Consider the following 26,622-nt stretch of genomic DNA (forward strand, 5'->3'; position numbering starts at 1 on the left):
TGGCGACGGCGCGCTCAAACAGAGTCAGTCAGCCAGATGAATAGAGACGGAGGCGGCGCGCGCGGCGAAACTCAGCGCGCCCCGTACAGCTCCTTGAGCACGTGAGTCGGCCGTCCGGCGAACAGCGCCGACAGACTGGCCATGCGCGGATTCGCCAGATCGCGGATCGCAGCGTCGTCGGCGAGAATCTGGCGGATCAGCGCGTATTTGCGCAGGCGCTCCCCCTCGTCGAGCTTCACGCCGGTTTCGGCGTCTCGCAACGCCTCCACCAGATGGCGGTATTCCTCCTGCAAGTGGACCAGATCGTTCCACAGTGCGCGCCGGGCAGCCATCAACATGCGGCAGGAAATCGCTGCAATCGCCTCGTATCGGGCGAAGTATTCTGCGTTCGATGTCATCTCATGCTTTCCGCGGCCGGCTGAGCTGCCATCCGCGCGATCTCCGGGGCAATCCCGATCCATGCCTCTTCGAGTGTCGCCAGAAGGCCATCCACCTCGACCAGCATCGCCTCGCTTTGTTTTATGTTGGCTTCGAGCAGCCGGCGCGACATATAGCTATATAGCGCATTCAACCGCTCCGCAATCTCGCCGCCCGCCTCAAGGTTGAGCGACTGCTGCAGCCCGCTTTCGACGATCTGGATCGCCTTGCCGATCGCCTCTCCACGACCCGGCACATTGCCTTGCTGCAGATGCATGCGCGCCTGCGCGATGGCCTGCCGCGCGCCCTGATACAACATCACGATCAGACGATGCGGACTCGCGCCCATCACCCCTGTCTCGACGCCGACGCGTGCGTACGCATTGGCTCCAGAGTGTCCTGGGGAAAACATCGGCGCTCCTCCTGTCTTGCACTGCGGTTGGGTAGTGGCTCCCTATCCGGGCACGTTGCCGCACCCCGATCGCTGCCTGTATCTGGTTATCGGATAGGCAGCCGGAAAGCTTTAGGCCGGTGTAAGGAGGATTAAGGGGCCGAATGGCGCGGCCCGCGAGGGCCACACGGCATGCACGCATTCGGGCGGGCGGACGAACCTTGCCGCCCGAGGCGCGCTCATACCGACATCTGCATGATGTCGTTATAGGCGGACACCAGCTTGTTGCGCACCTGCAGGCCGAACTGGAAGCCCACGTTGGCCTTTTGCATATCGACCATCACGTCGTTGAGCGACACGTTGGACGCGCCGAGTTCGAACGCCTTTGATTCGCCGATCGCCTTGGTCTGATCGCCGCTGATCTTGTCCAGCGAGGCTTTCAGCGCCGAGGCAAAACCGGTGGGCGTCGCCGCGCCGGAGGTGTCGGCGACGGCATTGTTGCCGCCGGCCGCTTGCGCCGCCATCGACTGCATCTGTTGCAGCGCCGACGAGAGCGCGTTCACGGGGAAAGTCATGTTTTCTCCAGGGAATGACGACCGGCATGCCAGAACCGTACCGATCTGGACGAAAGCATAGCGCCGCAGCCATACGGGAAAGCCCCGAAACTAGGGGGGAAACCCGGCTCTATTCAAGCAATCGGGTTGAGCCGCGCCACGGATAATTTCAATGGTGAAAGTCTCTGTCCGCACGCCCGCCGACCCTCGGCGCGGTAAGCGGCAGAACGCAAAAGGCATCCCGGAGAAACCCGACGCATGGATTCGTCAGCCAACTCTTTGATCAACCCCGACGCCCGCATGGGCCTGGCCGGCGCGCAGCCTGGCGCCGGTGCGGCCGGCGCCGGCCAGGCCGGCGGCGCCGCGGACCTGGGCGGCCTTTCGGGCAACCTCGGCGGCAACTTTGGTCAACGTCTGTCAGGCCTCGCGCAAATGCGCGGCAACCCGCGCGCGCCATTGATTTTCGCCGTCGCGCTGCTGGTCGCCGTGGTGGCGGGCCTGTTCCTGTGGTCGCGGGCGCCGGACTACAAGGTGCTCTACAGCAATCTGTCGGACCGCGACGGCGGCGCGATCATCACGGCGCTGCAAGCGGCCAACATTCCCTATAAGTTCTCCGATGCGGGCGGCGCGATCCTCGTGCCGGCCGAGCAGGTGCATGAGATGCGTCTGCGGCTCGCGTCGCAAGGTCTGCCCAAGAGCGGTTCGGTCGGCTTCGAGCTGATGGACAACCAGAAATTCGGCATCAGCCAGTTCGCCGAGCAGATCAACTATCAGCGCGCCCTGGAAGGCGAGCTGGAGCGCACGATCGAATCGATCTCGTCGGTGAAGTCGGCTCGCGTGCATCTGGCGATCCCGAAACCCTCCGTCTTCGTGCGCGACAAGGAAGCGCCGTCCGCCTCCGTGCTGGTCAACCTCTACCCGGGCCGCGCGCTCGACGACGGCCAGGTGCTGGCGATCACCCATATGGTGTCCTCGGCGGTGCCGGATATGCCGGTCAAGGGCGTGACGATTCTCGACCAGGACGGCAACCTGCTGACGCAGCCTTCCACCGGCAGCGGACTCGACGCCTCGCAACTGAAGTACCGCCAGCAGATCGAGCGCAGCACCCAGCAACGTATCGACGCGATCCTCTCGCCGTTGTTCGGCTCGGGCAACGCGCATTCGCAGGTCAGCGCCGACATCGACTTCTCGCATAGCGAGCAGACCTCGGAAAACTACGGCCCGAACGGCAACCCGCAGCAGGCGGCGATCCGCAGCCAGCAGTCGAGCAGCGCCACCGAAATGTCGCAAGGCGCCGCCTCGGGCGTGCCGGGCGCGCTGTCGAACCAGCCGCCGCAGCCGGCGTCCGCGCCGATCAACGCGCCGAACGGCGCGAGCGGCGTGACGACCACGCCGGTCAGCGACCGCAAGGACTCGACTACCAACTACGAACTCGACAAGACAGTGCGGCACCTCGAGCGGCCGATGGGCGGCATCAAGCGTCTCTCGGTGGCGGTCGTGGTGAACTACATGCGGGTGGTCGACGCCAAGGGTCACGCCACGATGCAGCCGGTCACCGCCGACAAGCTCGCGCAGGTCAACCAGCTGGTCAAGGACGCAATGGGTTTCGACTCGGCGCGCGGTGACTCGGTGAACGTGGTCAACAGCCCGTTCAGCACCGACCTCGACCCGAACGCCGACCTGCCGTGGTGGCGCACGCCGGACATGATCGCGCTCGCCAAGCAGATCGCCACCTACCTCGGCATCGGCGCGGTCGCCCTGTTCCTTTACTTCGTGATGGTCAAGCCGGCGCTGCGCCGCGCTTTCCCGCCGCCGGAGCCGGTCGTCGCCGGGGCGCTGCCGTCGCCGGACGAGCCGGTCCTGCTGGATGGCATCCCCGCCGCCGAGCGCGCGGGCGCGAACGGAAGCTCGGTCGCCGAACTGGAAACCGACAGCGAACTGCTCGCGCTCGAAAGCTCCAAGCACAAATATGAGCGGAACCTGGAATTCGCGCGCAGCATCGCCCGCCAGGATCCGAAGATCGTTGCAACCGTCGTGAAAAATTGGGTGTCCGATGAGCGCTGAAGGCGTAATGAAGAGCGCGCTCCTGCTGATGTCGATCGGCGAGGAAGAAGCCGCGCAGGTGTTCAAGTTCCTCGGGCCGCGCGAAGTCCAGAAGATCGGCGTCGCGATGGCCGCACTGAAGAGCGTGACCCGCGAGCAGGTCGACGAAGTCCTGCAGGAGTTCGTACGCGAGGCCGAGCAGCACACCGGCATGTCGCTGGATTCGAACGAGTACATCCGTTCGGTGCTGACCAAGGCGCTCGGCGACGACAAGGCCGGCGCGATCATCGACCGGATTTTGCAGGGCAGCGATACCAGCGGTATCGAAGGCCTGAAGTGGATGGATTCCGCGGCGGTCGCCGAACTCATCAAGAACGAGCATCCGCAGATCATCGCGACCATCCTCGTTCACCTGGATCGCGATCAGGCGTCGGAAATCGTCGCCTGCTTCACGGAGCGGCTGCGCAACGACGTGCTGCTGCGGATCGCGACGCTCGACGGCATCCAGCCGGCCGCGCTGCGCGAACTCGACGACGTGCTGACAGGCCTCCTGTCCGGCAGCGACAACCTCAAACGCAGCCCGATGGGCGGGATCCGCACGGCGGCCGAAATTCTCAACTTCATGTCGAGCAACCATGAAGAAGGCGTCATCGAGAACGTTCGCCAGTACGACGCGGAACTTGCGCAGAAGATCATTGATCAGATGTTTGTGTTCGAGAACCTGCTCGATCTGGAAGACCGCGCAATTCAGCTGCTGCTGAAGGAAGTCGAGTCCGAGGCGTTGATCATCTCGCTGAAGGGCGCGCCGCCCGCGCTGCGCCAGAAGTTCCTGTCGAACATGTCGCAGCGTGCTGCCGAACTGCTCGCCGAAGACCTCGACGCGCGCGGTCCGGTACGCGTCTCCGAAGTCGAGACGCAGCAGCGCCGCATCCTGCAGATCGTGCGCAACCTGGCCGAAGGCGGCCAGATCGTTCTAGGCGGCAAGGCCGAAGATGCATATGTCTGATCAGAACTCCTCGGCGAAGGAAAGCCTCTCGGCCTACCAGCGCTGGGAGATGGCTTCGTTCGATCCAGTACCGCCGGCACCGCCCGAACCCGAAGTCGACGACGGCGCGTTCGAGGCCGAACTCGAACGTCTGCGCGACGCCGCGCATGCACAGGGCATCGCCTCCGGCCACGTGGCCGGTCAGGCGCTCGGCTACCAGGCCGGCTACGAGCAAGGTCATGCGCAGGGCTTCGAGCAAGGCCAGAGCGAAGCGCGCGAAGAAGCGGCGCGGCTCGCCGCGCTGGCTGAAACTTTCAAGTCGGCGTTAGACGGCGCCCAGGGCGCGATCTCCGAAACGCTGGTCGCACTGGCGCTCGACATCGCGCAGCAGGTGGTGCGTCAGCACGTGCAGCACGACCCGACCGCGCTGATCGCCGCCGCGCGTGAGGTGCTGGCGAGCGAGCCCACGCTGGTCGGCGCGCCGGCCCTGATCGTGAGTCCCGCCGATCTGCCGGTGGTCGAAGCCTATCTGATGGAAGAACTGCAAACGCGCGGCTGGACCGTGCGAACCGATCCGGCCGTGGAGCGCGGCGGCTGCCGCGCGCAGGCCGGAACCGGCGAAGTGGACGCCGGCATCGATACGCGCTGGGAGCGCGTGGCCGCCGCACTCGGCAAGGTGAGCACATGGTGAAGCCGACGCTCGAAGAGATTCGCGCCAGCGATCTGACGCCGCTCGAACGCGAACTGGCGCTGGCATCGTTCGGCGCCGAGGCGCTGGCAGACGTGCCGGCCGCGGTCACACCCGCCGCGGCGGCGGTCGCCGCCATTGAAGCCGCCCTGCGCGATCCGGCGCATGCCCATCCGGCGACGGGAGCCGCCGTAAGCCACGACGCCGCCCCTTCGAGCCCCGCTCCCGCCGCTGTTCCCTTCCCCCCGTACGACCCCGCGCTCGACAGCAACCCGCACATGCAGGCCTGGCGCGGCCGCCTCGACGCGCTGCGCGCGCGCAATGCGATCGCCAAGCCGATGCGCGCCTGCGGTCGTCTCACGCGCGCCGCCGGCCTCGTGCTGGAAGCCGTCGGCCTGCGCCTTTCGGTGGGCGCGGAAGTGATGATCGAACTGCCGCAAGGCAGTTCACTGCCAATGGCCGAAGCCGAAGTGGTCGGCTTCTCCGGCGACAAACTGTTTCTGATGCCGACCACCGAAGTGATCGGCCTGCTGCCCGGCGCGCGCGTCTATCCGCTCGAAAGCGCGCCGATCGCCGATCCGATGGCGGGCGCGAAACGTCTGCCGGTCGGCTGGGAATTGCTCGGCCGCGTGCTGGATGCGTCCGGCCGTCCGCTCGACGGACTCGGCCCGCTTGGCGCGCATGCCGACGCGCCGTTGTCCGCACCGGTCATCAATCCGCTGAATCGCGAACCGATCCACAAGGTGCTCGACGTCGGCGTGCGCGCGATCAACGCGCTGCTGACGGTCGGACGTGGTCAGCGCATGGGCCTGTTCGCTGGTTCGGGCGTCGGTAAATCGGTGCTGCTCGGCACGATGGCGCGCTACACCAGCGCCGAGGTGATCGTGATCGGCCTGATCGGCGAACGCGGCCGCGAAGTGAAGGAATTCATCGAGCAGATTCTCGGCGAGGAAGGTTTGGCGCGCTCCGTGGTGATCGCCGCGCCCGCCGACGTCTCGCCGCTTCTGCGGATGCAGGCCGCGTCGTATTCGACCTCGCTCGCCGAATATTTCCGTGACCAGGGCAAGCATGTGCTGCTGCTGATGGATTCGCTGACCCGCTACGCAATGGCGCAGCGCGAGATCGCGCTGGCCGTGGGCGAGCCGCCCGCCACCAAGGGCTATCCGCCTTCGGTGTTCGCCAAGCTGCCGGCGCTCGTCGAGCGCACGGGCAACGGCCCGGCGGGCGGCGGTTCGATCACCGCGTTCTACACCGTGCTGACCGAGGGCGACGACCAGCAGGACCCGATCGCCGACTCCGCGCGAGCGATTCTGGACGGCCACATCGTGCTGTCGCGCTCGCTGGCTGAAGCCGGCCACTATCCGGCCATCGACATCGAAGCGTCGATTAGCCGGGCAATGACCGCGCTGATCGACGATAACCATCTGGACAAGACGCGTATGTTCAAGCAGATGCTGTCGCGCTATCAGCGCAACCGCGATCTGATCAACGTCGGTGCGTATTCGAGCGGGCGCGACGCGCTGCTCGACCGCGCCATCGCGCTGTATCCGCGGATGGAAGCATTTTTGCAGCAAGGTTTTCGCGAGTGCGCGAACTTTGAACCGAGTCTCGAGATGCTGGACGCGCTGTTTGCCCAAGGAGGCTGACGATGGCGAAACACTTTCCGATCAAGACCCTAATCGGCCTGGCCCAGGACGATGTCGACGCCGCCGCGCAACGTCTGGGCCGCGCGCAGCGCGAGCGCAACGATGTGCAGGCGCAACTCGACGCCCTCGTGCAGTATCGCGACGAATATCACGCGCGCTTCACGGCGACCGCCCAGACGGGCATGCCCGCGGGCAACATGCGCAACTTCCAGGCGTTCATCGACACGCTCGACGCCGCCATCGAACAGCAGCGCAATCTGCTGGCGACGGCCACCGCGCGCGTCGAGGCCGCGAAGCCCGACTGGCAGCGTCAGAAGCAGAAGCTCGGCTCATATGAAGTGCTGCAGGCGCGCGGCGAAGCAGCCGAAGCCAGGACCACGGCGCGGCGCGACCAGCGCGACGCCGACGAACACGCCGCCCGGATTCTGCGGATGCGCGCCGAAGGTGCATGAGCGCCGCCTTGACTGACCGAACACCCCGTTTGACGGATTGACAGGATTCCCTATGTCGCTTCTTTCACAGATCGGCTCGCTGCTCGGCTCCGCCAGCAGCACGTCCACCAGCGCGGCCATTGCCGCTGCGGCAAACGCCAAACCGTTCTCGCAAACCCTGCAGCAGAGCATCGACCAGCAAAACAGTGCTGCCGCGCAGAGCGCGAGCCAGCAGCAACAGCAGCAGGCTGCGGCTGCGGCGTCTTCTGGATCGTCGTCTTCGTCGAGCGTGCACGATGCTCCGCCGCCGGCTGATTCAAGCGCGCAGAGCACGGACGACACGAGCAGCAGCAAGGACGCCGGCAAGCCGGCGAACTCCGCATCGTCGTCGGCATCGGCGGGCAACACGCAACAGGCTTCGAGCGACAAGCCCGCCGCCACGCCGCCGAAGGCCGGCAACACGGCGACCCAGACCGACGCGGGCACCGCCGCAGCAGCCGCCGCAGCGCAGGCCCAGGCACAAGCGCAAGCGCAAGCTAACGCGGACAACGCCGCCACGCCGGCCACCGCCGACCCCGCCACGGCCTTGGCCGACGCCGCGACCGCGTTGCCCGGCACGACCACGGACGCCACGACGGGCGGCACCTCAGGCAAGAAAACTACCGCTACGGATCCAAAGTCGTTGCAAGACGCATTGCAGGCGGCGCTGGCGGCTTTGGCGAATGGCCAGGGCGTTCCCGCGCAAGCTTTGGCGAGCGGCGCCGCCGCCAATGCCGCGACGTCGGCGAACGGCCTCGCGGCTGGCACGAACGCGGGACTTAACGGAACCTCGAACGGAACCTCGGACGGCAAGACCTTGGCCAGTGGCCTGTTCGGCGACGGCAAGGGATCGAGCGCGTCGAAGGCCGCTTTGACGACGGCGGCGACGACCGTGGCGGACCCGTCCGCAGCGGCAAAGGCGGCGAGCGACGCATTGACGGCAACGGCCGGCGGCACGCAGGGCGACGGTCCCGCATCCTTCAAGAGCGCGGCGGACGCAGCGACAGCGGCGCTGGCCGCCACGCAGGCGGCGGCCAGCGCGGCGAGCGCGACCGCTGCCGTCCAGACCACCGGCAATGCCGGCGCGGCGCAAGCGGCAAACGCACTATCACCTCAGGTCGGCACGACCGACTGGGAGGACGCATTGAGTCAGAAGGTGGTGTTCCTGTCGAACGCGCATTCACAGAGCGCCGAACTGACGCTGAACCCGAAGGACCTTGGTCCCTTGCAGGTTGTCTTGCAGGTTGCCGACAACCACGCTCATGCGTTGTTTGTTTCGCAGCATCAATCCGTGCGCGAAGCGGTCGAAGCGGCGTTGCCGAAACTACGCGAGGCGATGGAATCGAACGGGATCGGCTTGGGCAGCGCGAGCGTCAGCGACGGCTTTGCGCGCCAGAGCGGCCAACAGCAGAGCGCCGACTCTGGCCGCTCTGGCGGCCGCTCGGGCGGTGCGAGCGGATCATATGGCGGCAGCAGCGGCTCAGACACGATCGACATGGCGGTCAACGTACCGGCGCGACGCACAGTGGGTCTGGTAGACACATTCGCGTGATGCTGACGCCTTGAGCCCCGACGCCGCTGCGCGCCGAAGGCATGGGAGTCTCAAGGCAACGGGTTGTCGGCGCCCTTCAAAGGGCGCCGATTCGCGTCAGGCATTGGATGAAGGACCGCGACGGCGCGCGCAGCGCCGCCGGAAGAATGACTGCCTTGTCACGAACGTTGAATGTGCGAGGAGACTGATTCCAGATGCACCACTACCGCGACTGCGTGAGGGCCCCGCTTAAGAATTAGCGGTGTGAAGCCGCTTTCTTTGCTTACTTTCTTTGCGGCGGCAAAGAAAGTAAGTGCCGCCCCGCACAGGGGCAACGCCAATAGACCACAGCGAATTCAAGGAAAGGCCAACGTCTCCGGCCGCGACAGCAAAAACCCCAAAAACCAGAGATAGCCCGCAATAACCCTTCTTTTCGACCCATCGCGCCGCAGGCAAATAAACAACAATCACCATCACCAGCACTAAAGGCAAGCAAAGCAAACCTCATGGCAACCACGACCGCACCCCAGCAAGCCGCGCCCGCTTCCCCGGGCCCCTTGAAGCGCATCATCCTGATCGTGCTCATCGCGATCATCGCCGCGGGCGCAGCCGGCGCGGGCGTATGGTTCTTCATGTCCAAGCGCGCACCCGCCACAGCCTCGGCGGAAGCCGCACCGGCCCCGGCACCCGCGCCGCTGTTTTTCCCGCTCGAATCGATGACCGTCAATCTGCAATCGGACGACGGCCAGCAGCACTTCCTGCGCATCGGCCTGACGCTCAAACTCACCGACGCGAAGACCCAGCAGGAACTGACCGAGCACATGCCCGAAGTGCGTAGCCGTATCCTGCTCGCGCTGTCGAACAAGCACCCTGACGAACTGGCGCCGCTCGAAGGCAAGCGCGCGCTCGCCACGGAACTCCGGACACTGATCGAACAGCCGACCGACAAGGGCGCCGTGCCGATCCATGTCCAGGACGTGCTGTTCACCGAATTCGTCGTGCAGTGACGTCGGTCGTGACGTTAATCAGCGCTGCCATCATCAACCGCCACGGGACGCACGAGGAATAAGGAATGGGCCACGAAGAGTTCATGTCCCAGGAGGAGGTCGATGCTCTCCTCAAGGGCGTAACCGGCGAGTCCGATTCGGAAGCCGAGCAAAGCGAGCGTGTGGGCGTACGGCCCTACAACATCGCGACGCAGGAACGCATCGTCCGCGGCCGGATGCCTGGCCTCGAAATCATCAACGACCGGTTTGCGCGGCTGTTGCGCGTCGGTATCTTCAACTTCATGCGGCGCTCGGCGGAAATCTCCGTCGGTCCGGTGAAGGTGCAGAAGTACAGCGAATTCACGCGCAACCTGCCGATCCCGACCAACCTGAATCTGGTCCATGTGAAGCCGTTGCGCGGCACGTCGCTATTCGTGTTCGACCCGAACCTGGTGTTCTTCGTGGTCGACAACCTGTTCGGCGGCGACGGCCGTTTCCATACCCGCGTCGAAGGCCGCGATTTCACGCAGACCGAGCAGCGCATCATCATGAAGCTGCTCAACCTCACGTTCGAGCACTACACGGCGTCGTGGAAAAGCGTGCGCCCGCTGCAATTCGAATACGTGCGCTCGGAAATGCACACGCAGTTCGCCAACGTGGCGACGCCGAACGAAATCGTCATCGTCACGCAGTTCTCGATCGAGTTCGGCACGACGGGCGGCACGCTGCACATCTGCATGCCGTACTCGATGATCGAACCGATCCGCGACATTCTTTCGTCGCCGATCCAGGGCGAGGCGCTCGAAGTCGACCGCCGCTGGGTCCGCGTGCTGTCGCAGCAGGTGCAGGCCGCGGAAGTGGAACTGACCGCCGACCTCGCGCAGGTGCCGGTCACGTTCGAACAGATCCTGAACATGCGCAAAGGCGATGTTCTGCCGATCAACATCCCCGAACACATCACGGCGAAAGTCGATGGCGTGCCGGTGATGGAATGCGGCTACGGAATTTTCAATGGTCAGTACGCGTTGCGGGTCCAGAAAATGATCAGCGCAGCCGACACGATGAAGGAAGGTGGATATGAGTGACCTGAACGCAAAAACCGAGGCCGAGCTGGCCGCTGGCGAACCGCAACTGGCCGCCGACGCAGCCGCGGCCGAAGACGAAGCGGCCATGGCGGACTGGGCGAGCGCGCTGGCCGAGCAGAACGACAATTCGGAAGTCAGTGCGACGACGGCCGGCGTGTTCCAGCCGTTGTCGAAAGTCGAGCCGACCTCGACGCGCAACGACATTGACATGATCCTGGACATTCCTGTTCAGATGACCGTCGAACTCGGCCGCACCAAGATCGCGATCCGCAACCTGCTGCAACTCGCACAGGGGTCGGTGGTGGAACTGGACGGCATGGCGGGCGAGCCGATGGACGTGCTGGTCAACGGCTGTCTGATCGCGCAGGGTGAAGTGGTGGTGGTGAACGACAAGTTCGGTATCCGCCTGACCGACATCATCACGCCGTCCGAACGCATCCGGAAGTTGAATCGATGAAACGCGTAGCCGGTCGCGCCGCGTCGCGCACTGTTCCGATTCGCGCCGCACTGGCTGCCAACGTCGCGGTGGCGCTATCCGCCCCGGCGTCGATCTTCATGTTGCTCACACCGTCGGCGGCTGGCGCGGCGGACATGAACGCGGTCAACAATGCCGCGAAAATCGCCTCGGGTGTCGGTGCGGGTAGCGCGGTTCCGGCGCTCGGCGTCGGCGCGGTGTTGCAAACCATCGTCGGCCTGCTGGTCGTGATCGGTCTGGTGTTCGCTTGCGCATGGCTCGCACGCCGCTTCGGCTTGCAGCCGGCGAACCGCGGCGGCCTCGTGAAAACGATCGGCGGCGCCTCGCTCGGCGGCAAGGAGCGCGTCGCGGTGGTCGAGATCGGCGATACGTGGCTCGTGCTAGGCACGGCGCCCGGCAACGTACGTCTGCTTCACACGATGCCGGCCGGTTCGGCCGCCGTCGATGCGCTCGGCGCGTCGCAAGCCGGTCCGGCAAGCACGCCGGCTACCGGTACGGCACTGCCCGGCACTTTCGGCCAACGCTTTCGCGATGCATTGAAAGGCGAAGTGGGCAAACGTTTCAACGGGCAAGGCGGCGAGGTTCGGTAATGCAGTTCAGTCTTTCTTCGGCGCGTCACGCGCAATCCGCTCGCATGTCCAGCACCGCTTCGAAAGTGATTCCCGTGGTTGTGCACGCTCTACGCCGCGTCACCCCCGTTGCGCCCGTCGTACTGGCGGCGCTGATGCTCGCGCTGCCGACCCTGTCGTTCGCGCAAACGGCCGGCTTGCCGGCCTTCAACACGAGCCCCGGCCCGAACGGCGGCACGACGTACTCGCTGAGTGTGCAGACCATGCTGCTGCTCACGATGCTGTCGTTCCTGCCGGCCATGGTGCTGATGATGACGAGCTTCACGCGCATCATCATCGTGCTCTCGCTGCTGCGCCAGGCGCTCGGCACGACCACGACGCCGCCTAACCAGGTGCTCGTGGGGCTCGCGCTGTTCCTTACGTTGTTCGTCATGTCGCCGGTGCTCGACAAGGCCTACACCGACGGCTACAAGCCGTTCTCCGACGGCACGATGCCGATGGAGACCGCGGTGAACCGTGGCCTCGCGCCCTTCAAGACGTTCATGCTGCGCCAGACCCGCGAAAGCGACCTCGCGCTGTTCGCCCGCATTTCACACGCCGCGCCGATGCAGGGTCCGGAAGATGTACCGTTGTCGCTGCTGGTGCCTTCGTTCGTGACGAGCGAATTGAAAACCGGCTTCCAGATCGGCTTCACGATTTTCATCCCGTTCCTGATCATCGACATGGTGGTGGCGAGCGTGCTGATGTCGATGGGCATGATGATGGTGTCGCCCGCGACCATTTCGCTGCCGTTCAAGCTGATGCTGTTCGTGCTGGTCGACGGCTGGCAGTTGCTGCTCGGCTCGCTGGCACAGAGCTTCGTTTAACCGCGTTTTTTAACCGCGTTTTTTTACCGCGTTTTTTCACCGCCCCTCGCGCCCTTCACGCTTCCGGTCCTATCGCCATGAATCAAGAATCCGTCATGACGCTCGCGCACCAGGCCATGTATGTCGGCCTGCTGCTTGCCGCGCCGTTGCTGCTGGTCGCGCTGGTGGTCGGTCTGGTGGTGAGCCTGTTTCAGGCCGCCACGCAGATCAACGAAAGCACGCTGTCGTTCATTCCCAAGCTGCTCGCGATTGCCGTCACGATGGTGATCGCCGGACCGTGGATGCTGACGACCATGCTCGACTACCTGCGCCAGACGCTCACCAACATTCCGACGCTCGTCAACTGAGCGCGGCGCCGGTCTCGACCTCCCCTTCCCCACCGCGATGTTTTCCGTCACCTACGCGCAACTGAACGCCTGGCTCACCGCGTTCCTGTGGCCGTTCGTGCGCATTCTCGCGCTGGTCGCCACCGCACCGGTGCTCGGCAACCGTTCGCTGCCAATGCGCGTGAAGATCGGCCTTGCGGCGTTCGTCACGATCATCGTCGCGCCGACACTCGGCGCGCTGCCGCAGGTCACGGTGTTTTCCGCCGAAGGCGTGTGGATCATCGTCAACCAGTTCCTGATCGGCATCGCACTCGGCGTCACCATGCAGATCGTGTTTCAGGCGATCAGCGCGACCGGCGACTTCGTCGGTCTCGGCATGGGCCTCGGCTTCGCGACGTTCTTCGACGCGCAAGCGGCCAGTTCGAGCCAGGTGCTGTCGAGCTACATGAACACCATCGCGATGCTGGTGTTTCTGGTGATCGACGGCCATTTGCAGATGATCAGCGCGCTGCTCACCACCTTCCAGTCGGTGCCGGTATCGGCGAACATTCTCGGCGCGCCGGGCTGGCGCACGCTGGCGAACTTCGGCAGCACGGTGTTTTCAGCAGGGCTGTTGCTGTCGCTGCCGGTGGTCGTCGCGCTCCTTATCACCAACCTCTCGCTCGGCATTCTGAATCGCGCCGCGCCGCAGATCGGCGTCTTTCAGATCGGCTTCCCGCTCACCATGCTGATCGGCATGCTGCTTCTGCAACTGATGACCCCGAACATGATTCCGTTCTTCATACGGCTCTTCGACGTTGGCCTCGATCAGATGGGGCGCGTGGCGGCGGGGTTCAGGTAGTGAAGTTTTGACTAAGGGTGCTACGTGGCCTTTGCGTCGACACGTTGTAGCGAGTCGCTAATCTTCATGCCCGCCCAGAGCGGGCGTTTTTTCGCGTGCAATCCGAACTGAAGCGATTCGCTTCGCGTGCGGTATTGCAACGGCGTCCGCGGTAGCAGGAAAGGTTGCCGTCTTAGGTCGCGACTTCAACGCTTCCGAGAAGATCACCCTGTCTGCGTTGCTCAGTTGGCCCACATCAGGCATCCACAAATCGTTACAGAAATATCCATTTTTTCGGACTTGTCGGATACCTAATCCCTCTGTGATTCGCCGAAATGGATTGCGGGATAGGTGCGCTCAACGACCGCACGCGAATCCCATCCACGTTGGCTCATTTCATACGGGAGACATTGAGAATGCCGGGAAGCGAAAGGAACGAAACGACGTGTCGGATTACGACACTCGGTGGGCCGGCGTACAGGCTCGCGTGCTTCGAGGGAGACGAGATCCATGCGTAAGGCGCTCGTGGTGCAAGGCAGCCCGACAACGACAGGCGGCGTCGTCATTGGCGGTTCGGCCACTCACATGATGGACCAAGGCAAGCCGTTCGCACTGGATGGCGACGAAGCAACGTGCGGCAATTGCAAGGGCGTGTTCAGGATAGTCGGCACGGCTACGCGCCGGTGCTACAGGGGACAGCCCGGCGTTGTCGAAGGCGATCTGGTGTTGTGTCCATGCGGACTCAACCATGTGATGGCCAGCCTCAATCCTGGCTGTTTCTACTGGACTGACGACATCACTGTGGCCGCGAGCCGTGTCGTATCCCCTATCGACAATTCGGCTCTGGCAAAGGGCATCTATGACGAACAGGTGAGCGTCGCGACGACGGTGGCGAGCCTCGAAGGCTATCCGTACTTCATCGAATCGGCCAACGGCAGCACTATATCCGGGCGGCTTGACGAATACGGTTATCTGCCACGTGTCCACGCCGAAGCAGTCACCCATTACAAAGTGTATTGGGGCGATGCAGCGCTTGCGAGACAGGAAGGGTCCTGACCAATGCCGAATAAAACGACCGAGGTAGAAACCAATTCGACGCCGAATTCGATCAAGGAAGTGCAACTGAAGGCACTGACTTTTCAGGAGTTGTGGGATCACTATCCATCGGGCGATCCCTACGATAATCCAGCTTATCGCGACCAATGCGCTATTCGGATGAGTGTGACATTCCACCGGGTCGGCGTCGAAATGAAGTCATTTTCACAGAGATGGGTTAAACCGCTCTCGGGTCAATCGTCCATTGGGCGGATCATGCTTGATGGCAAAGCTACCGCGACGCGAGCCGACGAATTGGGCAAGTGGTTGCAGCTGCGTCCGTTTGCAGGGCTCCCGAAGGCGGAAGATATAACGGGCGCGGATTGGGAATCAAAGGTCAAGGGCCGCACCGGCATCATTCAGTTTTCGCGCTATTGGACGCGCGAAGGCGAAAGCGTAGGCACTGCAAGCGGTGGGCACATTGATCTTTGGAACGGTTCACGACTGACGATCAGCGGCTTCTTTGACGGCGTAGCGACTATTGGGCGTTACGTGGGTATCCAGTCGTTTCGGCAGGGTGCAACCGTAGCTTCGGAGGTGAGTTACTCCGACCTGCGTGGCTCAAAATCGATCCTGTTCTGGGAGATCAAGTGAAGCGCATTGGTGTCTCGTTGGCCGGCTGTTTTTGCGGTCTATTCCTGACATGGGCATGTTTATATGCCTTCAGTCACAACCAATGGCCACATCATGCCGATAAATCCATGGCCAGGTGCCATGAGCTCGGCAAATGCGCTGTCTCGTCGTGGGATACGGCGCTTCTTCTCGCATACCTGTTGGGGCCGGCCGTGCTCCTGGGCCTCGTCAATTCGGTTGCATGGAAGCGCTGGTCCGCCTCGAAATGGGCTGGTTGGTTGTTTGGCCTATCAATCTTGATGGTCGCGTTCTACTCGACTGACTACATCTCAGCAGGTTTTTAGGTTTTCCATCGCTTGGGCCGGTGCAAGCACCGACTGCGCAATGCAGCGCACTCCAAGAAGAAGAAGGGCGGAACCGATTCACACCGGTTTGCGCCCTTCTGCGTTTCAGACCGCTCGTGTTATCAGCTCAGGTACTGGAACAGCGAGATGTTCTGAATCTTCGCGAACGCCTGTTGCGCCGCTTGCAGCGCAGCCTGCGTCATCGTGTATTTGCCGATCGTCTTGACCATGTCGGTCTGCGTCAGATCCGCCAGGTTGCTGGAGGTCTGCAGCGTGTTGGTCTGCGTGACCGTCTGCAACGCCTGCACTTCCTGCTCGCGACCACCCACAGCCGCTTGCGCCGTCACGACGTTGTTCATCGTGTTCTCGAGCTGGGCCATGCTGGTAGTCAACGCGCTCTGGAAGCTGGCCGTCGAGGCGCCGCCCGACACCGGCGTCTGCAACGTGGTGATCAACTGGCTCAGATTGGCGAACACGTCCATGCTGCCTTGCGTGGCCGGCGTCACCGTGAAACTGTCGCCGGCGTTCGGCGCACCGGTAATCGACACCGACTGGCCGCCGAGCGTGATGGCCGAACCGGCGGTAAACGCCTGCGGCGCACTCGTGGTCACCGCGCCGGTAGCCGGATCGGTCTGGCTCACGGTGTAGGTGGTCGCCGACGAAAAATTGATCGAGTACTTGTCCGCATTGGTCGGATCGGTCGGGTTGTTCAGGCTCACGGAGCTGATCACGCCCGTACCGGTGTTACCCGTCGTCGCGGCCGGCACGGAATTGGTGCCGATCGGCGCCACGCTGCCGAAGATCGAAATGCCGTTGTCGCCGGTCTGCACGACGTGCGAGTCGGTAATCTGCACGCCGGGCGTGCCAGTGTCGCCGGAATAGGTCACGACGCCGGCCGAGTTCGTGGTGTACGGCTGCGCGCTGCTTTGATAACCGGCGAACAGGTAGTTGCCTTGCGGATCGGTCGAATTGGCGAGCGTCATCAGCTGGCTGCGCAAGCTTTGCAGCTGCGTCGCGATCGAGCCGCGGTCGCCGTCGTTCAGCGAACCGTCGCCGGCGCGCAGCACCAGCGTATGAATGGTTTGCAGCACGGTGTTGACGCTGCCGAGCGTGGTGTCTTCCTGCTGGAGCGACGCCAGCGCGGTGCCCTGATTGGTCGTGTATTGCGACAGGGTCGTCGCCGTCGAGCTCAACTGCACCGCCTGTGCCGCGCCGAGCGGATTGTCCGACGGCGTGGAGAGGCTCACACCGCTCGAGATCTCGGCGTACAACTGCGACAGTTGAGCTTGCTGATCGCTCATCGTCGCGACGTTCATGTTGAAGTACTGCGTGCTGGAGATGCGCATTGTCAACGCCTCACTGGAAGATGCCGAGTATCGTCTGGAACAGGGTCTGCGCGGTCTGAATGACCTTGCTGTTCGCCTGATACAGCTGCTGATACTGAAGCAGGTTGGCTGCTTCTTCGTTGATGTTCACGCCTGAAACCGACTGCTGCGCGGTGGTGATCTGCGTCACCAGCGAGCTCTGCGCCGTGCTCGAGGTCTGGATCTGGTTGGTCTGATTGCCGATCTGGTTGACGTAGTTCGCATACGCGCCCGTCAGCGTGACCGTGCCGCCCGACATCGCTTTCGCGGTGGACAGGTTCGACAACGCCAGCGCATTGCGGCCGTCGTTGGTGGCGCCGGTGTTCGGGCCGATGGTGAACTTGTCGCCGGCAGCGGGTGCGCCGCTGATCGTCACCGACACGTTGTTCATCTGGCCGAGGGTCGCGTTGTTGATCGTGAGCGTGGCGCCGGTGGCCGACGAATACGGCACCACGGTCGCCGCGCTGGCGATCGTATACGTGGTGGCGGGCGAACCGGCCACCGTCACCGTCGAGCCGGCCGGGAAGCCGGACAGGCCCGTGCCGTCGTACGACAGCGTGGTGGTCGAATTCGGCATGGTGTAGCCGGCCGTCACCGTGCCCTGCGTAATCGTGCCGGTGCCGGTGTTGCTCGCCACGGCGTTGGCCAGCACCGGCGCCGCGGCGGCGATTGCCGATGCGTCGGTCGTGGCGGTCGCGAAACTGTTCAGCGCACCGCGGGTCGGCTCGACCGTGAACGAATCGCCGGCGTTCATCGTGCCGGTGGTCGAGAAATTCAGGCCGTTGATCGGCTGGCTCAGGTTGGTCGCCGAACCTACCACGCTGCCCGTCGAATTGTCGGTCAGCGTGTAAGTGGTGCCGTTGTAGGCCAGCGTGTAATCACCGGTGGTCGGCTGCGCGGGGTTCGCGAACGACACGTTCAGCGACGCGTTGCCGGTGTTCTGCGTGTTCGCATAGACCGTCGGGCCGCTCACCGAGAACAACGCGCTACCCTGCGCGCCCGCGAGCGTGATACCCAGGCTGTTCTGCGCGTTGACCTGTGCGGAGAAGCTTACGGCAATCGCGCCGAGTTGCGCCTCGCCCGGGTCGAGCGTCTGGCTGCGGAACGCGAGCAGGCCGCCGAGCGTACCGCCGTCGATTTTGCTGTCGGGCAGGTTCTGCGGCGCCGCCGCCGGGTTTGCGCCGGCCTGGCCGAGATATTGCACGGACAGTTCACTGGTGTCGCCGGTCGAAGGCGCGGTGCCCAGGTCGTAGCTGTTGTTGGACGACACGAGCGGCTGGCCATTGCTCATGAACACGCTGTAGCTACCGTTGCTGTTGACGACGTTCACGCCGATCAGTTGCGACAGGTTGGACACGGCGAGATCGCGCTGGTCCAGCAACTGATTGGGCGGCTGCCCCTGCGTGCTGGCCTGGGAGATCTGCCCGTTCAGCTGCGCGATCTGCTGCGTGTAGCTGTTGATCTGCGACACGGTATTGGTGAGCTGCGTGTTGACGCTCTGGCGCAGCGCGTCGTATTGCTGACCCGCGGCGTTGATCTGGTTCACCAGCGTCTGCGCGCCGCTCATCGCGGTCTGACGCGTAGCCAGACTCGACGCATTGTTCGAGACGTTCTGCAAGCCGGTGAAATAGCTGGTGATCGCACTCGCAATCCCCGCAGTCGGACTGCCGATCAGATTATTCAGCTGCGAAATCAGCGTGTTGTACGTCGACAGCGAGCTGCCCGAGCTCTGCGCGTTGTTCAGCTCGGTAGTCAGATACTGGCTGTACTGGCGCGTGACGGTCGTGGTCGAAACGCCTTGCGGCAAATAGCCCGAGCCCGTGTACTGGCCACCGCTTTCCGCGTACACCGGCGTTTCGATGGTATAGCCTGGCGTCGACGCGTTGCTGATGTTCTGGCCGGTCGTCGTGAGTCCCCACTGGGCTGCGTTCAGTCCACTGAGGCCGAGATTGATGAGATTGGACATGCGTCATCCTGAAGGGCGACACCGTACACATGCCGCCGCGTTACTTGAACATTCTGTTTAACGGCCTCAACAGGGAAAAATTGAGGTCATTCCGATGTGTGTTCGACGTTTGTTTCAACGTTTGCGAGGCTAGCCTGCCGGGTTCGTCACTCGTCGCGCATGAGCATGCGGACGGCGCGAAAAACAGGGTGATGAAGCAAGGGTGATGAACGGCAAGCGAACGGTGCGCGAGCAGTCCCGCTCACGCACCGGTGATCCAGCATTTCAGTTAGCGCACCAGCGAACGGCGCTTCATTTCGAGTTGCGTAATCAGACGTTGCAGCGTGTTTTCCGCACTGCCCGGCAGCGCCAGAAAACGGAAGCCAAGTTGGTAACGCTGCGTGCCGTTCGGCAGCGCCGTGGAGCGATGCGACACGAGTTGCAGATCGAGCGAGAGCCGGCCGAGCGCGCCGAGCAACAATTCGCAATCCATGAGGCGCGTGCCCATCGGCAATTCGGCCACGCGTTCGTCGGTAGTGCGCATGCCGACGCCGCCGAGCGAGAGGTCGTGCACTTCGAAGCGGAACGTATCGCCTTCGGGCAAACGGCCGGTGCACATGTACGGATCGAGAATCGGCGCATCGACGCGGAAATACTCGCGGCGCTGCACGTAGAACAGCACCTCGGGGAAGTCGGCCTCGAATGCGGGCAGTCCTTCGAAACGGGTTTCGCGCGGTGTGGTGGTGGCGAACTCTACGCGCACGCCATCCGGCTGCGCATGGAACTGGCAGCCGGGTGCGCCGAGCAGGCCGCGGTTCTGATCGGACAGTGCGCCCCAATCGAACGTGAAAGTGCGTCCGCGCACGTCGACCTCAAGCAGACGCGTGACGAGCTGTCCGCCTGCGTATTGAACGGTGAGGAAATCGCCGCGATTGACGAGATTGCGCAACTGAACGCCAATCTCCAGCGGATTGCGCCGGCCAAAATCGTTGACGCCTTCGTCGGTCGCTGCGTGCAGCTGGCCGGGTGTGTCGGTCTGGCCGTTCAACTGGGTAGTATCCATGGGCTTGCCGGTATGCTTGTTCTTGCGGGCGCGTGCCAAGGCTCCTGGCAGGGCTTTCACGCGGTCTTCCTCGAAGCCGCAGCACGCGCATCAAACCGGACATTACAACGTTTTCCGGTATTGGGTCTAACTCATTAGCGGCAGCGTCCGGCCAAAATTTAGGGGCGTGCCATGAATTATTTGCGCAAACGTTAAACACACCTCACGCCTTTCGCGGGTGGACCGGCCGCCCATGGGCAGCCGGCCGTCTCCGTCTTGTTATGCACCTGGCCCCGTCGCGTGCATGGCGTTTATTTCGATTCAATGCCCGGCTGATTCAAACCGCATGGGCGTGGATCAGCCCATTTTCTGCATGATGGACATCAGTTTTTTCGCGTAATGCGGATCGGTGGCGTAACCGGCGCGTTGCATGCCATTGGCAAAACCGTTCACGTCGTGCGCCGAATTGATCACCTGCGCATAACGCGGATTGCCTTTGAGCAGGCTCGCGTAGTCGGTCATGGCTTCCTGATACGAATCGTACGCGCGGAATTTTTCGACAACACGCTGCGGCTTCCCGTTCACGTATTCGGTCGTGACCGTCGACACGGTCTTGCCAGTCCAGTCCTTGGTCGCCTTGATGCCGAACACGTTGTGGCTGGTCGAACCGTCCGCCTTTTTTATCTCGCTCTTGCCCCAGCCCGATTCGAGCGCGGCCTGACCGATGATGAAGCGCGCCGGAATGCCGGTCGCCGCGCTGGCCGCCTGGGCCGGCTCGGCGAGCTTGTCGACGAATGCGTCGACCTTCGGCGAAGTGCCGTCGCCCTTGAGCGGCGGTGTGAGCGCGCTGTTGGCCGAGTAGCCCTTGCCCATCGCCAACTGGCCATTGGCCTGAGCGTTGCCGTAGGCCTTGGCGAGCGCATTGAGCGCCGCGGTCTGGCCTTCGTCGCCGCCGCTGCCGCCGCCCAATGCGTTGGCCATGCCGGCGAGGCCGCCCGCGCCATTTGCGCCGCCGCCCACCTGCATGCCCTGATTGCGCATCATCTGCTTGAGCATGGCGTCGGCCACGCCGATGCCCTTTTGCGAAAGCTGCTGCGACAACTGTTGATCCATCATCGACGTGAAGGTGGCGCTGTCGTGCGAATCGAACGGACCGTCTTGCGGGGTCGCGTCGCGCATGCTCTTCAACATCATTTGCGTGAACACCGCGTCGAACTGCTGCGCGGCCATCTTCATGCCGGCTTGCGGCGAAGCCTTGGCCTGAGCGCTCAACTTCGCGAAACCCTGCACGTCCAGCGCGAAGCGCTGGGTCAGGTCGTTCGCCGAAGCGGCGGAATTGGTCGTATCCGAATTCATCCTGTGTCTTCCTTAGATGATTTCCAGGTCGGCGCGCAAAGCGCCCGCCGCTTTCATCGCCTGCAGGATCGACATCAGATCCGCGGGCGTCGCACCCAATGCGTTGAGCGCCTTCACCACTTCGGCGAGATTGGCGCCGGCGGTCACGAGCTTCAGTGCGCCGTTGTCCTGCTTCATCTGGATCTGCGACTGCTTGGCGACCACCGTCTGGCCGTTCGAGAACGCGCCCGGCTGGCTCACCACCGGCTGCGTATTGATCACGACCGAGAGATTGCCGTGCGCCACCGCGCAGTTCTGCAGCGTGACCATCTGGTTCATCACGATCGAGCCGGTGCGCGCGTTCAGGATCACCTTCGCGGCCGCTTGCGCCGGCTTGACGTCGAGGTTCTGCAATTGCGCCATGAAGGCGACCTGCTGCTCCGGATCGCTCGGCGCGCGCAGTTGAATCGTGCGGCCGTCGAGCGCGGTCGCCGTGCCGCCGCCGAACGCGTTGTTCACCGCTGCCACCACGCGCTGCGTGGTGTCGTAGTCCATTTCGTTCAGGTCGAGCTGCATGGTGCCCGCTTGCGACACCGAAGTCGGCACCGCGCGTTCGACGATCGCGCCGCCGGCAATGCGGCCCGCAGCGAGCGTATTCACCTGCACCTTGCTGCCGTTCGCGCTGGCGCCCGCGCCGCCGACCGCGAGATTGCCCTGGCCGAGCGCATACACCTGGCCGTCGGCGCCCTTCAGCGGCGTGAGCAGCAACGTGCCGCCGCGCAGGCTCTTCGCATTGCCGAGCGAAGACACGGTGACGTCGATCGCTTCGCCCGGACGCGCGAACGGCGGCAGCACCGCCGTCACCATCACCGCGGCGACGTTCTTCAACTGGATGTTCGACAGCGACGACTGCGAATTGCTGGAGCCGGCCGCCTGGTTGTTGATCGAGATGCCGAGGTTCGCCAGCATGTTGGCGAGTGTCTGCGTGGTGAACGGCGTCTGGGTGGTCTGGTCGCCCGTCCCGTCGAGGCCGACGACGAGGCCATAGCCGATCAGCGGATTGTCGCGCACGCCCTGGATCTGCACGAGGTCCTTCAGACGTTCGGCGTGGGCAGGCGTCACCGCCGGCAGCGCCGCGCAGGCGAGCGCGACGAAGGCGAGCACGCGGCCGAAGCCGGCGAATCGCGCGAGGCGGGTGCGGGAAAAGACGGTACGCATGATCACCACGGCGACACGTTGAGGAAGAAGCGCTGCAGGAAGCCCATGTTCTGGGATTCGTCGATATAGCCCTTCGCGGAATATTCGATCTTCGCGTCGGCGACCTGGGTCGAGTACACGGCGTTCAGGTTGGAGATCGTGTTCGGGTTCACCACACCGGAAAAGCGCACGAACTCGTTACCCTGGTTGATCAGCATCTGCTTCTCGCCGCTCACCATCAGGTTGCCGTTCGGCAGCACGCCCGTCACGGTGACGGTGATCACGCCGCTGAACGTGTTCGATGCATTCGCACCGCCTGTTGCGGCGAACTTGTTGGCGCCGTTCGCACTCAGGTTGACCTTGCCGAACAGGCCGCTGAGAAAGCCGGCAGTCGGTACGTCGAAGTTGGTGTTGCCGCTGCGATTGACGCCCGCCCCCGACGACTTCGTTGCGTTGACGTTTTCCTGGATCACGATCGTCAGGATGTCGCCGACATTGCGCGGCCGCTGGTCTTCGAACAGCGGCCGGCCCGCATAACCCGGGTTGTAGATCGAGCCCGGCGACTGCGCCGAAGGCGGCATCGGCGGCAGCGCTGTCATCGGTTGCTGCGTGATCGGCTGCTTCGGCACGAGGCCGCAGCCACCCAGGGCGGCGAGCAGCGTGAGCTGCGCGAGCGCCTGAGCGGTGCGCGAATGAACCGGATTGCGAGTGAAGTGCGACATCATGATTACCGCCTGTTAATTCCAGTCCCTCGAGCCTTAAACCTGCATCTGGCTCAGGGTCTGCAGCATCTGGTCGGAGGTCGTCACGGCCTTGCTGTTGATTTCGTAAGCGCGTTGCGTCTGGATCATGTTCACCAGTTCCTGCACCACGTTCACGTTCGATGCTTCCACGTAGCCCTGATTCAGCGTGCCGGCGCCGTTCAGGCCCGGCTGCGCGACATTCGGCGCGCCCGACGAAGCGGTTTCCGCGAACAGGTTTTCACCCTTCGCATCGAGGCCCGCCGGGTTGATGAAAGTCGCGATCTGCATCGAGCCGAGCTGCTGGCTGTTGGTCGAGCCGGCAACCGTGATCGACACCACACCGTCGCTGCCAATGGTGAGCGACGTCGCGTTGTTCGGGATCGTGATCGCCGGAATGACCTGGTAGCCGCTCGAAGTCACGAGCTGGCCTTGCGCGTTGGTCTGGAACGAGCCGTCGCGGGTATAGGCGGTCGTGCCGTCGGGCATCTGCACCTGGAAAAAGCCCTGGCCGTTGATGGCGACGTCTTTCGAGTTGCCGGTCTGCTGCAGGTTGCCCTGCGTGTACAGACGCTCGGTGGCGACCTGCTGCACGCCCGTGCCGAGCTGGATGCCGGACGGCAGTTCGGTGTTCTGCGTCGAATTCGCGCCCGGCTGGCGGATGGTCTGATACAGCAGATCCTCGAACACCGCGCGCGAGCCCTTGAAGCCGTTGGTGCTGACGTTCGCAAGGTTGTTCGAGATCACGTCCATCTGCGCCTGTTGCGCATTCATGCCGGTGGCGGCGATGTAGAGTGAGCGATTCATGGTTCTTCTCCAAGGCGCCTAAGCGCCCATTAGCTAAAGCTGAGCAGCTGGTTGGCGGACTGGTCGTTCTTGTCGGCGCTTTCCAGCAGCTTGGTCTGCATCTGGAACTGACGCGCATTGGTGATCATCGAGACCATCGCGCTGACCGGATTCACGTTGCTGCCTTCGAGCGAAGCCGGCGCCAGCGTGACGGTCGGGTCGGCGTCGGCGGCGTTGCCGTCGCCGGTGCGAAAGAGACCATCGTCGCCGCGCGTCATGGTTTGCGGATCCGGATTCACCAGCTTCAGCTGATCGACCGTCACCACCGCGGTGGGCGGATCACCCGGCGTCAGCGCGGACACCGTGCCGTCCTTGCCGATAGTGATTTGCGCGCCCGGCGGCACCGACACCGGGCCGCCGTTGCCGAGCACCACCTGATTGGTGGCGTTCACCAGCTGGCCGTTTTCGTCGATATGCAGATTGCCGGCACGCGTGTAAGCCTCGCCGCCGTCGGTGGTTTGCACCGCCAGCCAGCCCGGCCCTTGAATCGCCACGTCGAGCGGGTTGCCCGTCTGCTGGATCGGCCCCGGCGTGTAGTCCGCGCCCGGCGTCGACGACAGCACGAAGGTGCGGGTGGTGTTGTCGTTGATCGAACTGCCGTCGCCGAACGACATCGGCACGGCACGGAAAGTCGCCAGTTGCGCGCGAAAACCGGTGGTCGATGCATTGGCCAGGTTGTTCGCGACGATAGCCTGCTGTTCGAGCGCTTGCGTGCTGCCCGACATCGCGGTGTAGATCAGCCGATCCATGATGGGTGGGTCCCGGTCGCTTACAGGTTGATCAGGGTCTGGTCGACGGTCTGCTGGGTCTTGATCGTCTGCGCGTTCGCTTGATAGTTGCGCTGCGCGGTGATCAGGTTCACCAGTTCGCTCGTCAGATCGACGTTCGAGTTTTCCACCGCGCCGCCTTGCAGCACGCCGTGGTTGGTCGAGCCCGGCGCCGAAATCTGCGCGACGCCCGATTGCGAGGTCTGCTGGAACTCGTTATTGCCGAGGTTCACGAGACCGTTCTGGTTCGAGAAGTTCGCCAGCACGATCTGGCCGAGGGCCGCGGTTTGCTGGTTCGAATAGTTGCCGGTCAGCGTGCCGTCGGCGCCGATCGTGAAGCTCGTCAGCGTGCCCGCTGCGTAGCCGTCGGGCTGCAGCGAGTTCACGCCGTCCTTGCCGCCGTACTGCGTCGTGCCGGCGATGTTCAGCGTCAGGTTCTGCGGCGTCGACGAACCGTCGGTGGTCGGGATCGAGAAGTTGTAGGCGAACGGCGTGGTGGTTGCGACGCCGGCCGCGGTCGTCGTGCCGAGCAGCGTGCCCGACGAGTTGAAGTTCGCGTGGCCGATCAGGCTCGCCGTGCCGGTCGAGGTGCCCGCGTACACGTTCCACGTACCGGCCGAGGTCTTGGCGAAGTACATGTTGACCGTTTGCGAGCCGCCGAGCGAGTCATAGACCGTCGTGCTGGTCGAGTAGTTGTACGTCGACGAGCTGTTCTGGTTGAACGCCACGGGTGTCGGCGCAATCGCGACGCTGTCGCCGGTCGCCGGCGTGCCGTTGAACGTGATGGTCTGGCCGTTGCCCAGCGAGATCGCGGAGCCCGCCGTGTACGTCGCGGCGGCGGACGTCGTGCCGAGCGTCGTGTCGGTCACTGTGTAGGTCGTCGGGCTCGTGAAGTTGACGGTGTAGTTGTCGTTGTTCGTACCCGACGCAGTGTTCGTGATGGTCGCACCGGGCGTGGTGAGCGTGCTGCCCCCGGCGAGCGTCGGCGTGACGGTCGGCGTGCCGAGCATCAGCGGATCCTGCGCGTTCAGGTTCAGGCCCGCGACGATCTTGGTGGTCGCCTGCGGTGCGATGTTCGCGGTCGGCACGGTGAGCGGCACGGTCTGCGCGGTGTTGATGATGCCCGAGCTGTTCGCCGCGTAGCCCATCAGTTGCAGGCCCTGTGCGTTGGTGATGTAGCCGTTCTTGTCGAGCTGGAACACGCCGTTGCGCGAGTACACCAGCGAGCCGTTGTTCGACAGCTGGAAGAAGCCGTTGCCGTTGATCGCGACGTCGAGCGCCTGGTTGGTGCTCGTGATCGTCCCTTGCGAGAACTGCTGCTGCACTTCGGCGAGCTTCGTGCCGATGCCGACCTGGTTGCCCACCGCCGTCGCCACGGAATTGGCGTACATATCGGCGAATTGCGCGGCGCCGCTCTTGAAGCCAACCGTATTCGCGTTGGCAATGTTGTTGCCGATCACATCGAGATCGCTCGACGATGCCGACAAACCACTCAAACCTTGTTGGTAACCCATGACGGTCT

The 26,622-nt window shown here is 63.8% G+C and carries 27 protein-coding genes; 15 read left to right on the top strand and 12 right to left on the bottom strand.

What is annotated here, in order from left to right:
- Positions 1-71: 71 nt before the first annotated feature.
- The 3 genes from P0D68_RS19775 to fliE form a co-directional block, all read right to left on the bottom strand.
- Positions 72-398: a flagellar protein FliT gene (locus P0D68_RS19775; protein ID WP_408181562.1), complete on the bottom strand. Its 327-nt coding sequence runs from the start codon at positions 396-398 to the stop codon at positions 72-74.
- Complete coding sequence (fliS, locus tag P0D68_RS19780; RefSeq protein ID WP_091798108.1) at positions 395-829, bottom strand: flagellar export chaperone FliS; 435 nt, start codon at positions 827-829, stop codon at positions 395-397. The genes P0D68_RS19775 and fliS overlap by 4 nt, the downstream gene beginning before the upstream one ends.
- 218 nt (positions 830-1,047) lie before the next feature.
- A complete protein-coding gene (gene fliE, locus P0D68_RS19785) occupies positions 1,048-1,383 on the bottom strand; it encodes a flagellar hook-basal body complex protein FliE (protein WP_408299862.1) in 336 nt (111 codons plus the stop codon).
- Positions 1,384-1,620: 237 nt separating this feature from the next.
- On the opposite strand from fliE, the gene fliF reads away from it, so the two are divergent.
- From fliF to P0D68_RS19860, 15 genes are all read left to right on the top strand, one after another.
- Entirely contained in the window at positions 1,621-3,426 is a 1,806-nt protein-coding gene (gene fliF, locus P0D68_RS19790; RefSeq protein ID WP_408181566.1) for a flagellar basal-body MS-ring/collar protein FliF, read from the top strand.
- The gene (gene fliG / locus P0D68_RS19795) at positions 3,416-4,411 is read left to right on the top strand and encodes a flagellar motor switch protein FliG (protein WP_007179928.1); all 996 of its coding nucleotides are present in this window, start codon (positions 3,416-3,418) and stop codon (positions 4,409-4,411) included. The genes fliF and fliG overlap by 11 nt, the downstream gene beginning before the upstream one ends.
- Positions 4,398-5,081: a flagellar assembly protein FliH gene (gene fliH, locus P0D68_RS19800; protein ID WP_177205053.1), complete on the top strand. Its 684-nt coding sequence runs from the start codon at positions 4,398-4,400 to the stop codon at positions 5,079-5,081. The genes fliG and fliH overlap by 14 nt, the downstream gene beginning before the upstream one ends.
- Positions 5,075-6,724, top strand: coding sequence for a flagellar protein export ATPase FliI (gene fliI, locus P0D68_RS19805; RefSeq protein WP_408299859.1), 1,650 nt, complete (start codon positions 5,075-5,077; stop codon positions 6,722-6,724). Before fliH ends, fliI begins: the two co-directional genes overlap by 7 nt.
- A 2-nt stretch (positions 6,725-6,726) precedes the next feature.
- Positions 6,727-7,176, top strand: coding sequence for a flagellar export protein FliJ (gene fliJ / locus P0D68_RS19810; protein ID WP_091798096.1), 450 nt, complete (start codon positions 6,727-6,729; stop codon positions 7,174-7,176).
- Between the two features lie 52 nt (positions 7,177-7,228).
- Positions 7,229-8,746, top strand: a complete 1,518-nt coding sequence (locus tag P0D68_RS19815) for a flagellar hook-length control protein FliK (protein WP_408299857.1) — start codon at positions 7,229-7,231, stop codon at positions 8,744-8,746.
- Positions 8,747-9,231: 485 nt separating this feature from the next.
- Entirely contained in the window at positions 9,232-9,732 is a 501-nt protein-coding gene (gene fliL, locus P0D68_RS19820; RefSeq protein ID WP_091798091.1) for a flagellar basal body-associated protein FliL, read from the top strand.
- Between the two features lie 65 nt (positions 9,733-9,797).
- On the top strand, positions 9,798-10,796 hold the full coding sequence (fliM, locus tag P0D68_RS19825; RefSeq protein WP_091798088.1) for a flagellar motor switch protein FliM: 999 nt from the start codon (positions 9,798-9,800) through the stop codon (positions 10,794-10,796).
- Entirely contained in the window at positions 10,789-11,253 is a 465-nt protein-coding gene (gene fliN / locus P0D68_RS19830) for a flagellar motor switch protein FliN (protein ID WP_091798085.1), read from the top strand. Before fliM ends, fliN begins: the two co-directional genes overlap by 8 nt.
- Positions 11,250-11,861, top strand: a complete 612-nt coding sequence (gene fliO, locus P0D68_RS19835) for a flagellar biosynthetic protein FliO (RefSeq protein WP_408299854.1) — start codon at positions 11,250-11,252, stop codon at positions 11,859-11,861. The genes fliN and fliO overlap by 4 nt, the downstream gene beginning before the upstream one ends.
- Entirely contained in the window at positions 11,861-12,706 is an 846-nt protein-coding gene (fliP, locus tag P0D68_RS19840) for a flagellar type III secretion system pore protein FliP (protein ID WP_091798078.1), read from the top strand. Before fliO ends, fliP begins: the two co-directional genes overlap by 1 nt.
- Positions 12,707-12,783: 77 nt before the next feature.
- Complete coding sequence (gene fliQ / locus P0D68_RS19845) at positions 12,784-13,053, top strand: flagellar biosynthesis protein FliQ (protein WP_011490196.1); 270 nt, start codon at positions 12,784-12,786, stop codon at positions 13,051-13,053.
- 37 nt (positions 13,054-13,090) lie between these two features.
- Positions 13,091-13,873, top strand: coding sequence for a flagellar biosynthetic protein FliR (gene fliR / locus P0D68_RS19850; RefSeq protein WP_091798075.1), 783 nt, complete (start codon positions 13,091-13,093; stop codon positions 13,871-13,873).
- 489 nt (positions 13,874-14,362) lie between these two features.
- Complete coding sequence (locus P0D68_RS19855) at positions 14,363-14,908, top strand: PAAR domain-containing protein (protein ID WP_408299851.1); 546 nt, start codon at positions 14,363-14,365, stop codon at positions 14,906-14,908.
- Between the two features lie 3 nt (positions 14,909-14,911).
- The gene (locus P0D68_RS19860) at positions 14,912-15,541 is read left to right on the top strand and encodes a type VI secretion system amidase effector protein Tae4 (protein WP_408181587.1); all 630 of its coding nucleotides are present in this window, start codon (positions 14,912-14,914) and stop codon (positions 15,539-15,541) included.
- Positions 15,542-15,986: 445 nt separating this feature from the next.
- Here the strand turns inward: P0D68_RS19860 and flgL are convergent, their stop codons facing one another.
- The 9 genes from flgL to P0D68_RS19905 form a co-directional block, all read right to left on the bottom strand.
- On the bottom strand, positions 15,987-17,210 hold the full coding sequence (gene flgL / locus P0D68_RS19865; protein WP_091798066.1) for a flagellar hook-associated protein FlgL: 1,224 nt from the start codon (positions 17,208-17,210) through the stop codon (positions 15,987-15,989).
- A 10-nt stretch (positions 17,211-17,220) separates the two neighbouring features.
- Complete coding sequence (gene flgK, locus P0D68_RS19870) at positions 17,221-19,194, bottom strand: flagellar hook-associated protein FlgK (RefSeq protein WP_408299849.1); 1,974 nt, start codon at positions 19,192-19,194, stop codon at positions 17,221-17,223.
- A gap of 268 nt (positions 19,195-19,462) precedes the next feature.
- Positions 19,463-20,236 carry a flagellar brake protein gene (locus P0D68_RS19875; protein WP_408299948.1) on the bottom strand — a complete coding sequence of 258 codons (774 nt, stop codon included), beginning with the start codon at positions 20,234-20,236 and terminating at the stop codon, positions 19,463-19,465.
- Between the two features lie 336 nt (positions 20,237-20,572).
- Complete coding sequence (flgJ, locus tag P0D68_RS19880; RefSeq protein WP_408299847.1) at positions 20,573-21,571, bottom strand: flagellar assembly peptidoglycan hydrolase FlgJ; 999 nt, start codon at positions 21,569-21,571, stop codon at positions 20,573-20,575.
- A gap of 12 nt (positions 21,572-21,583) precedes the next feature.
- A complete protein-coding gene (locus P0D68_RS19885; RefSeq protein WP_408299845.1) occupies positions 21,584-22,768 on the bottom strand; it encodes a flagellar basal body P-ring protein FlgI in 1,185 nt (394 codons plus the stop codon).
- A gap of 2 nt (positions 22,769-22,770) precedes the next feature.
- On the bottom strand, positions 22,771-23,469 hold the full coding sequence (gene flgH / locus P0D68_RS19890) for a flagellar basal body L-ring protein FlgH (RefSeq protein ID WP_408181827.1): 699 nt from the start codon (positions 23,467-23,469) through the stop codon (positions 22,771-22,773).
- Positions 23,470-23,505: 36 nt separating this feature from the next.
- Complete coding sequence (gene flgG / locus P0D68_RS19895) at positions 23,506-24,294, bottom strand: flagellar basal-body rod protein FlgG (RefSeq protein WP_011490205.1); 789 nt, start codon at positions 24,292-24,294, stop codon at positions 23,506-23,508.
- Positions 24,295-24,323: 29 nt separating this feature from the next.
- Positions 24,324-25,082, bottom strand: coding sequence for a flagellar basal-body rod protein FlgF (gene flgF, locus P0D68_RS19900; protein WP_091798057.1), 759 nt, complete (start codon positions 25,080-25,082; stop codon positions 24,324-24,326).
- A gap of 20 nt (positions 25,083-25,102) precedes the next feature.
- Positions 25,103-26,614 (bottom strand): flagellar hook protein FlgE, encoded by a 1,512-nt coding sequence (locus tag P0D68_RS19905; RefSeq protein ID WP_091798054.1) that lies wholly within the window; start codon positions 26,612-26,614, stop codon positions 25,103-25,105.
- Between the last annotated feature and the right edge of the window lie 8 nt (positions 26,615-26,622).

This window comes from Paraburkholderia sp. RL17-380-BIE-A (assembly GCF_046028085.1).
GTDB lineage: Bacteria > Pseudomonadota > Gammaproteobacteria > Burkholderiales > Burkholderiaceae > Paraburkholderia.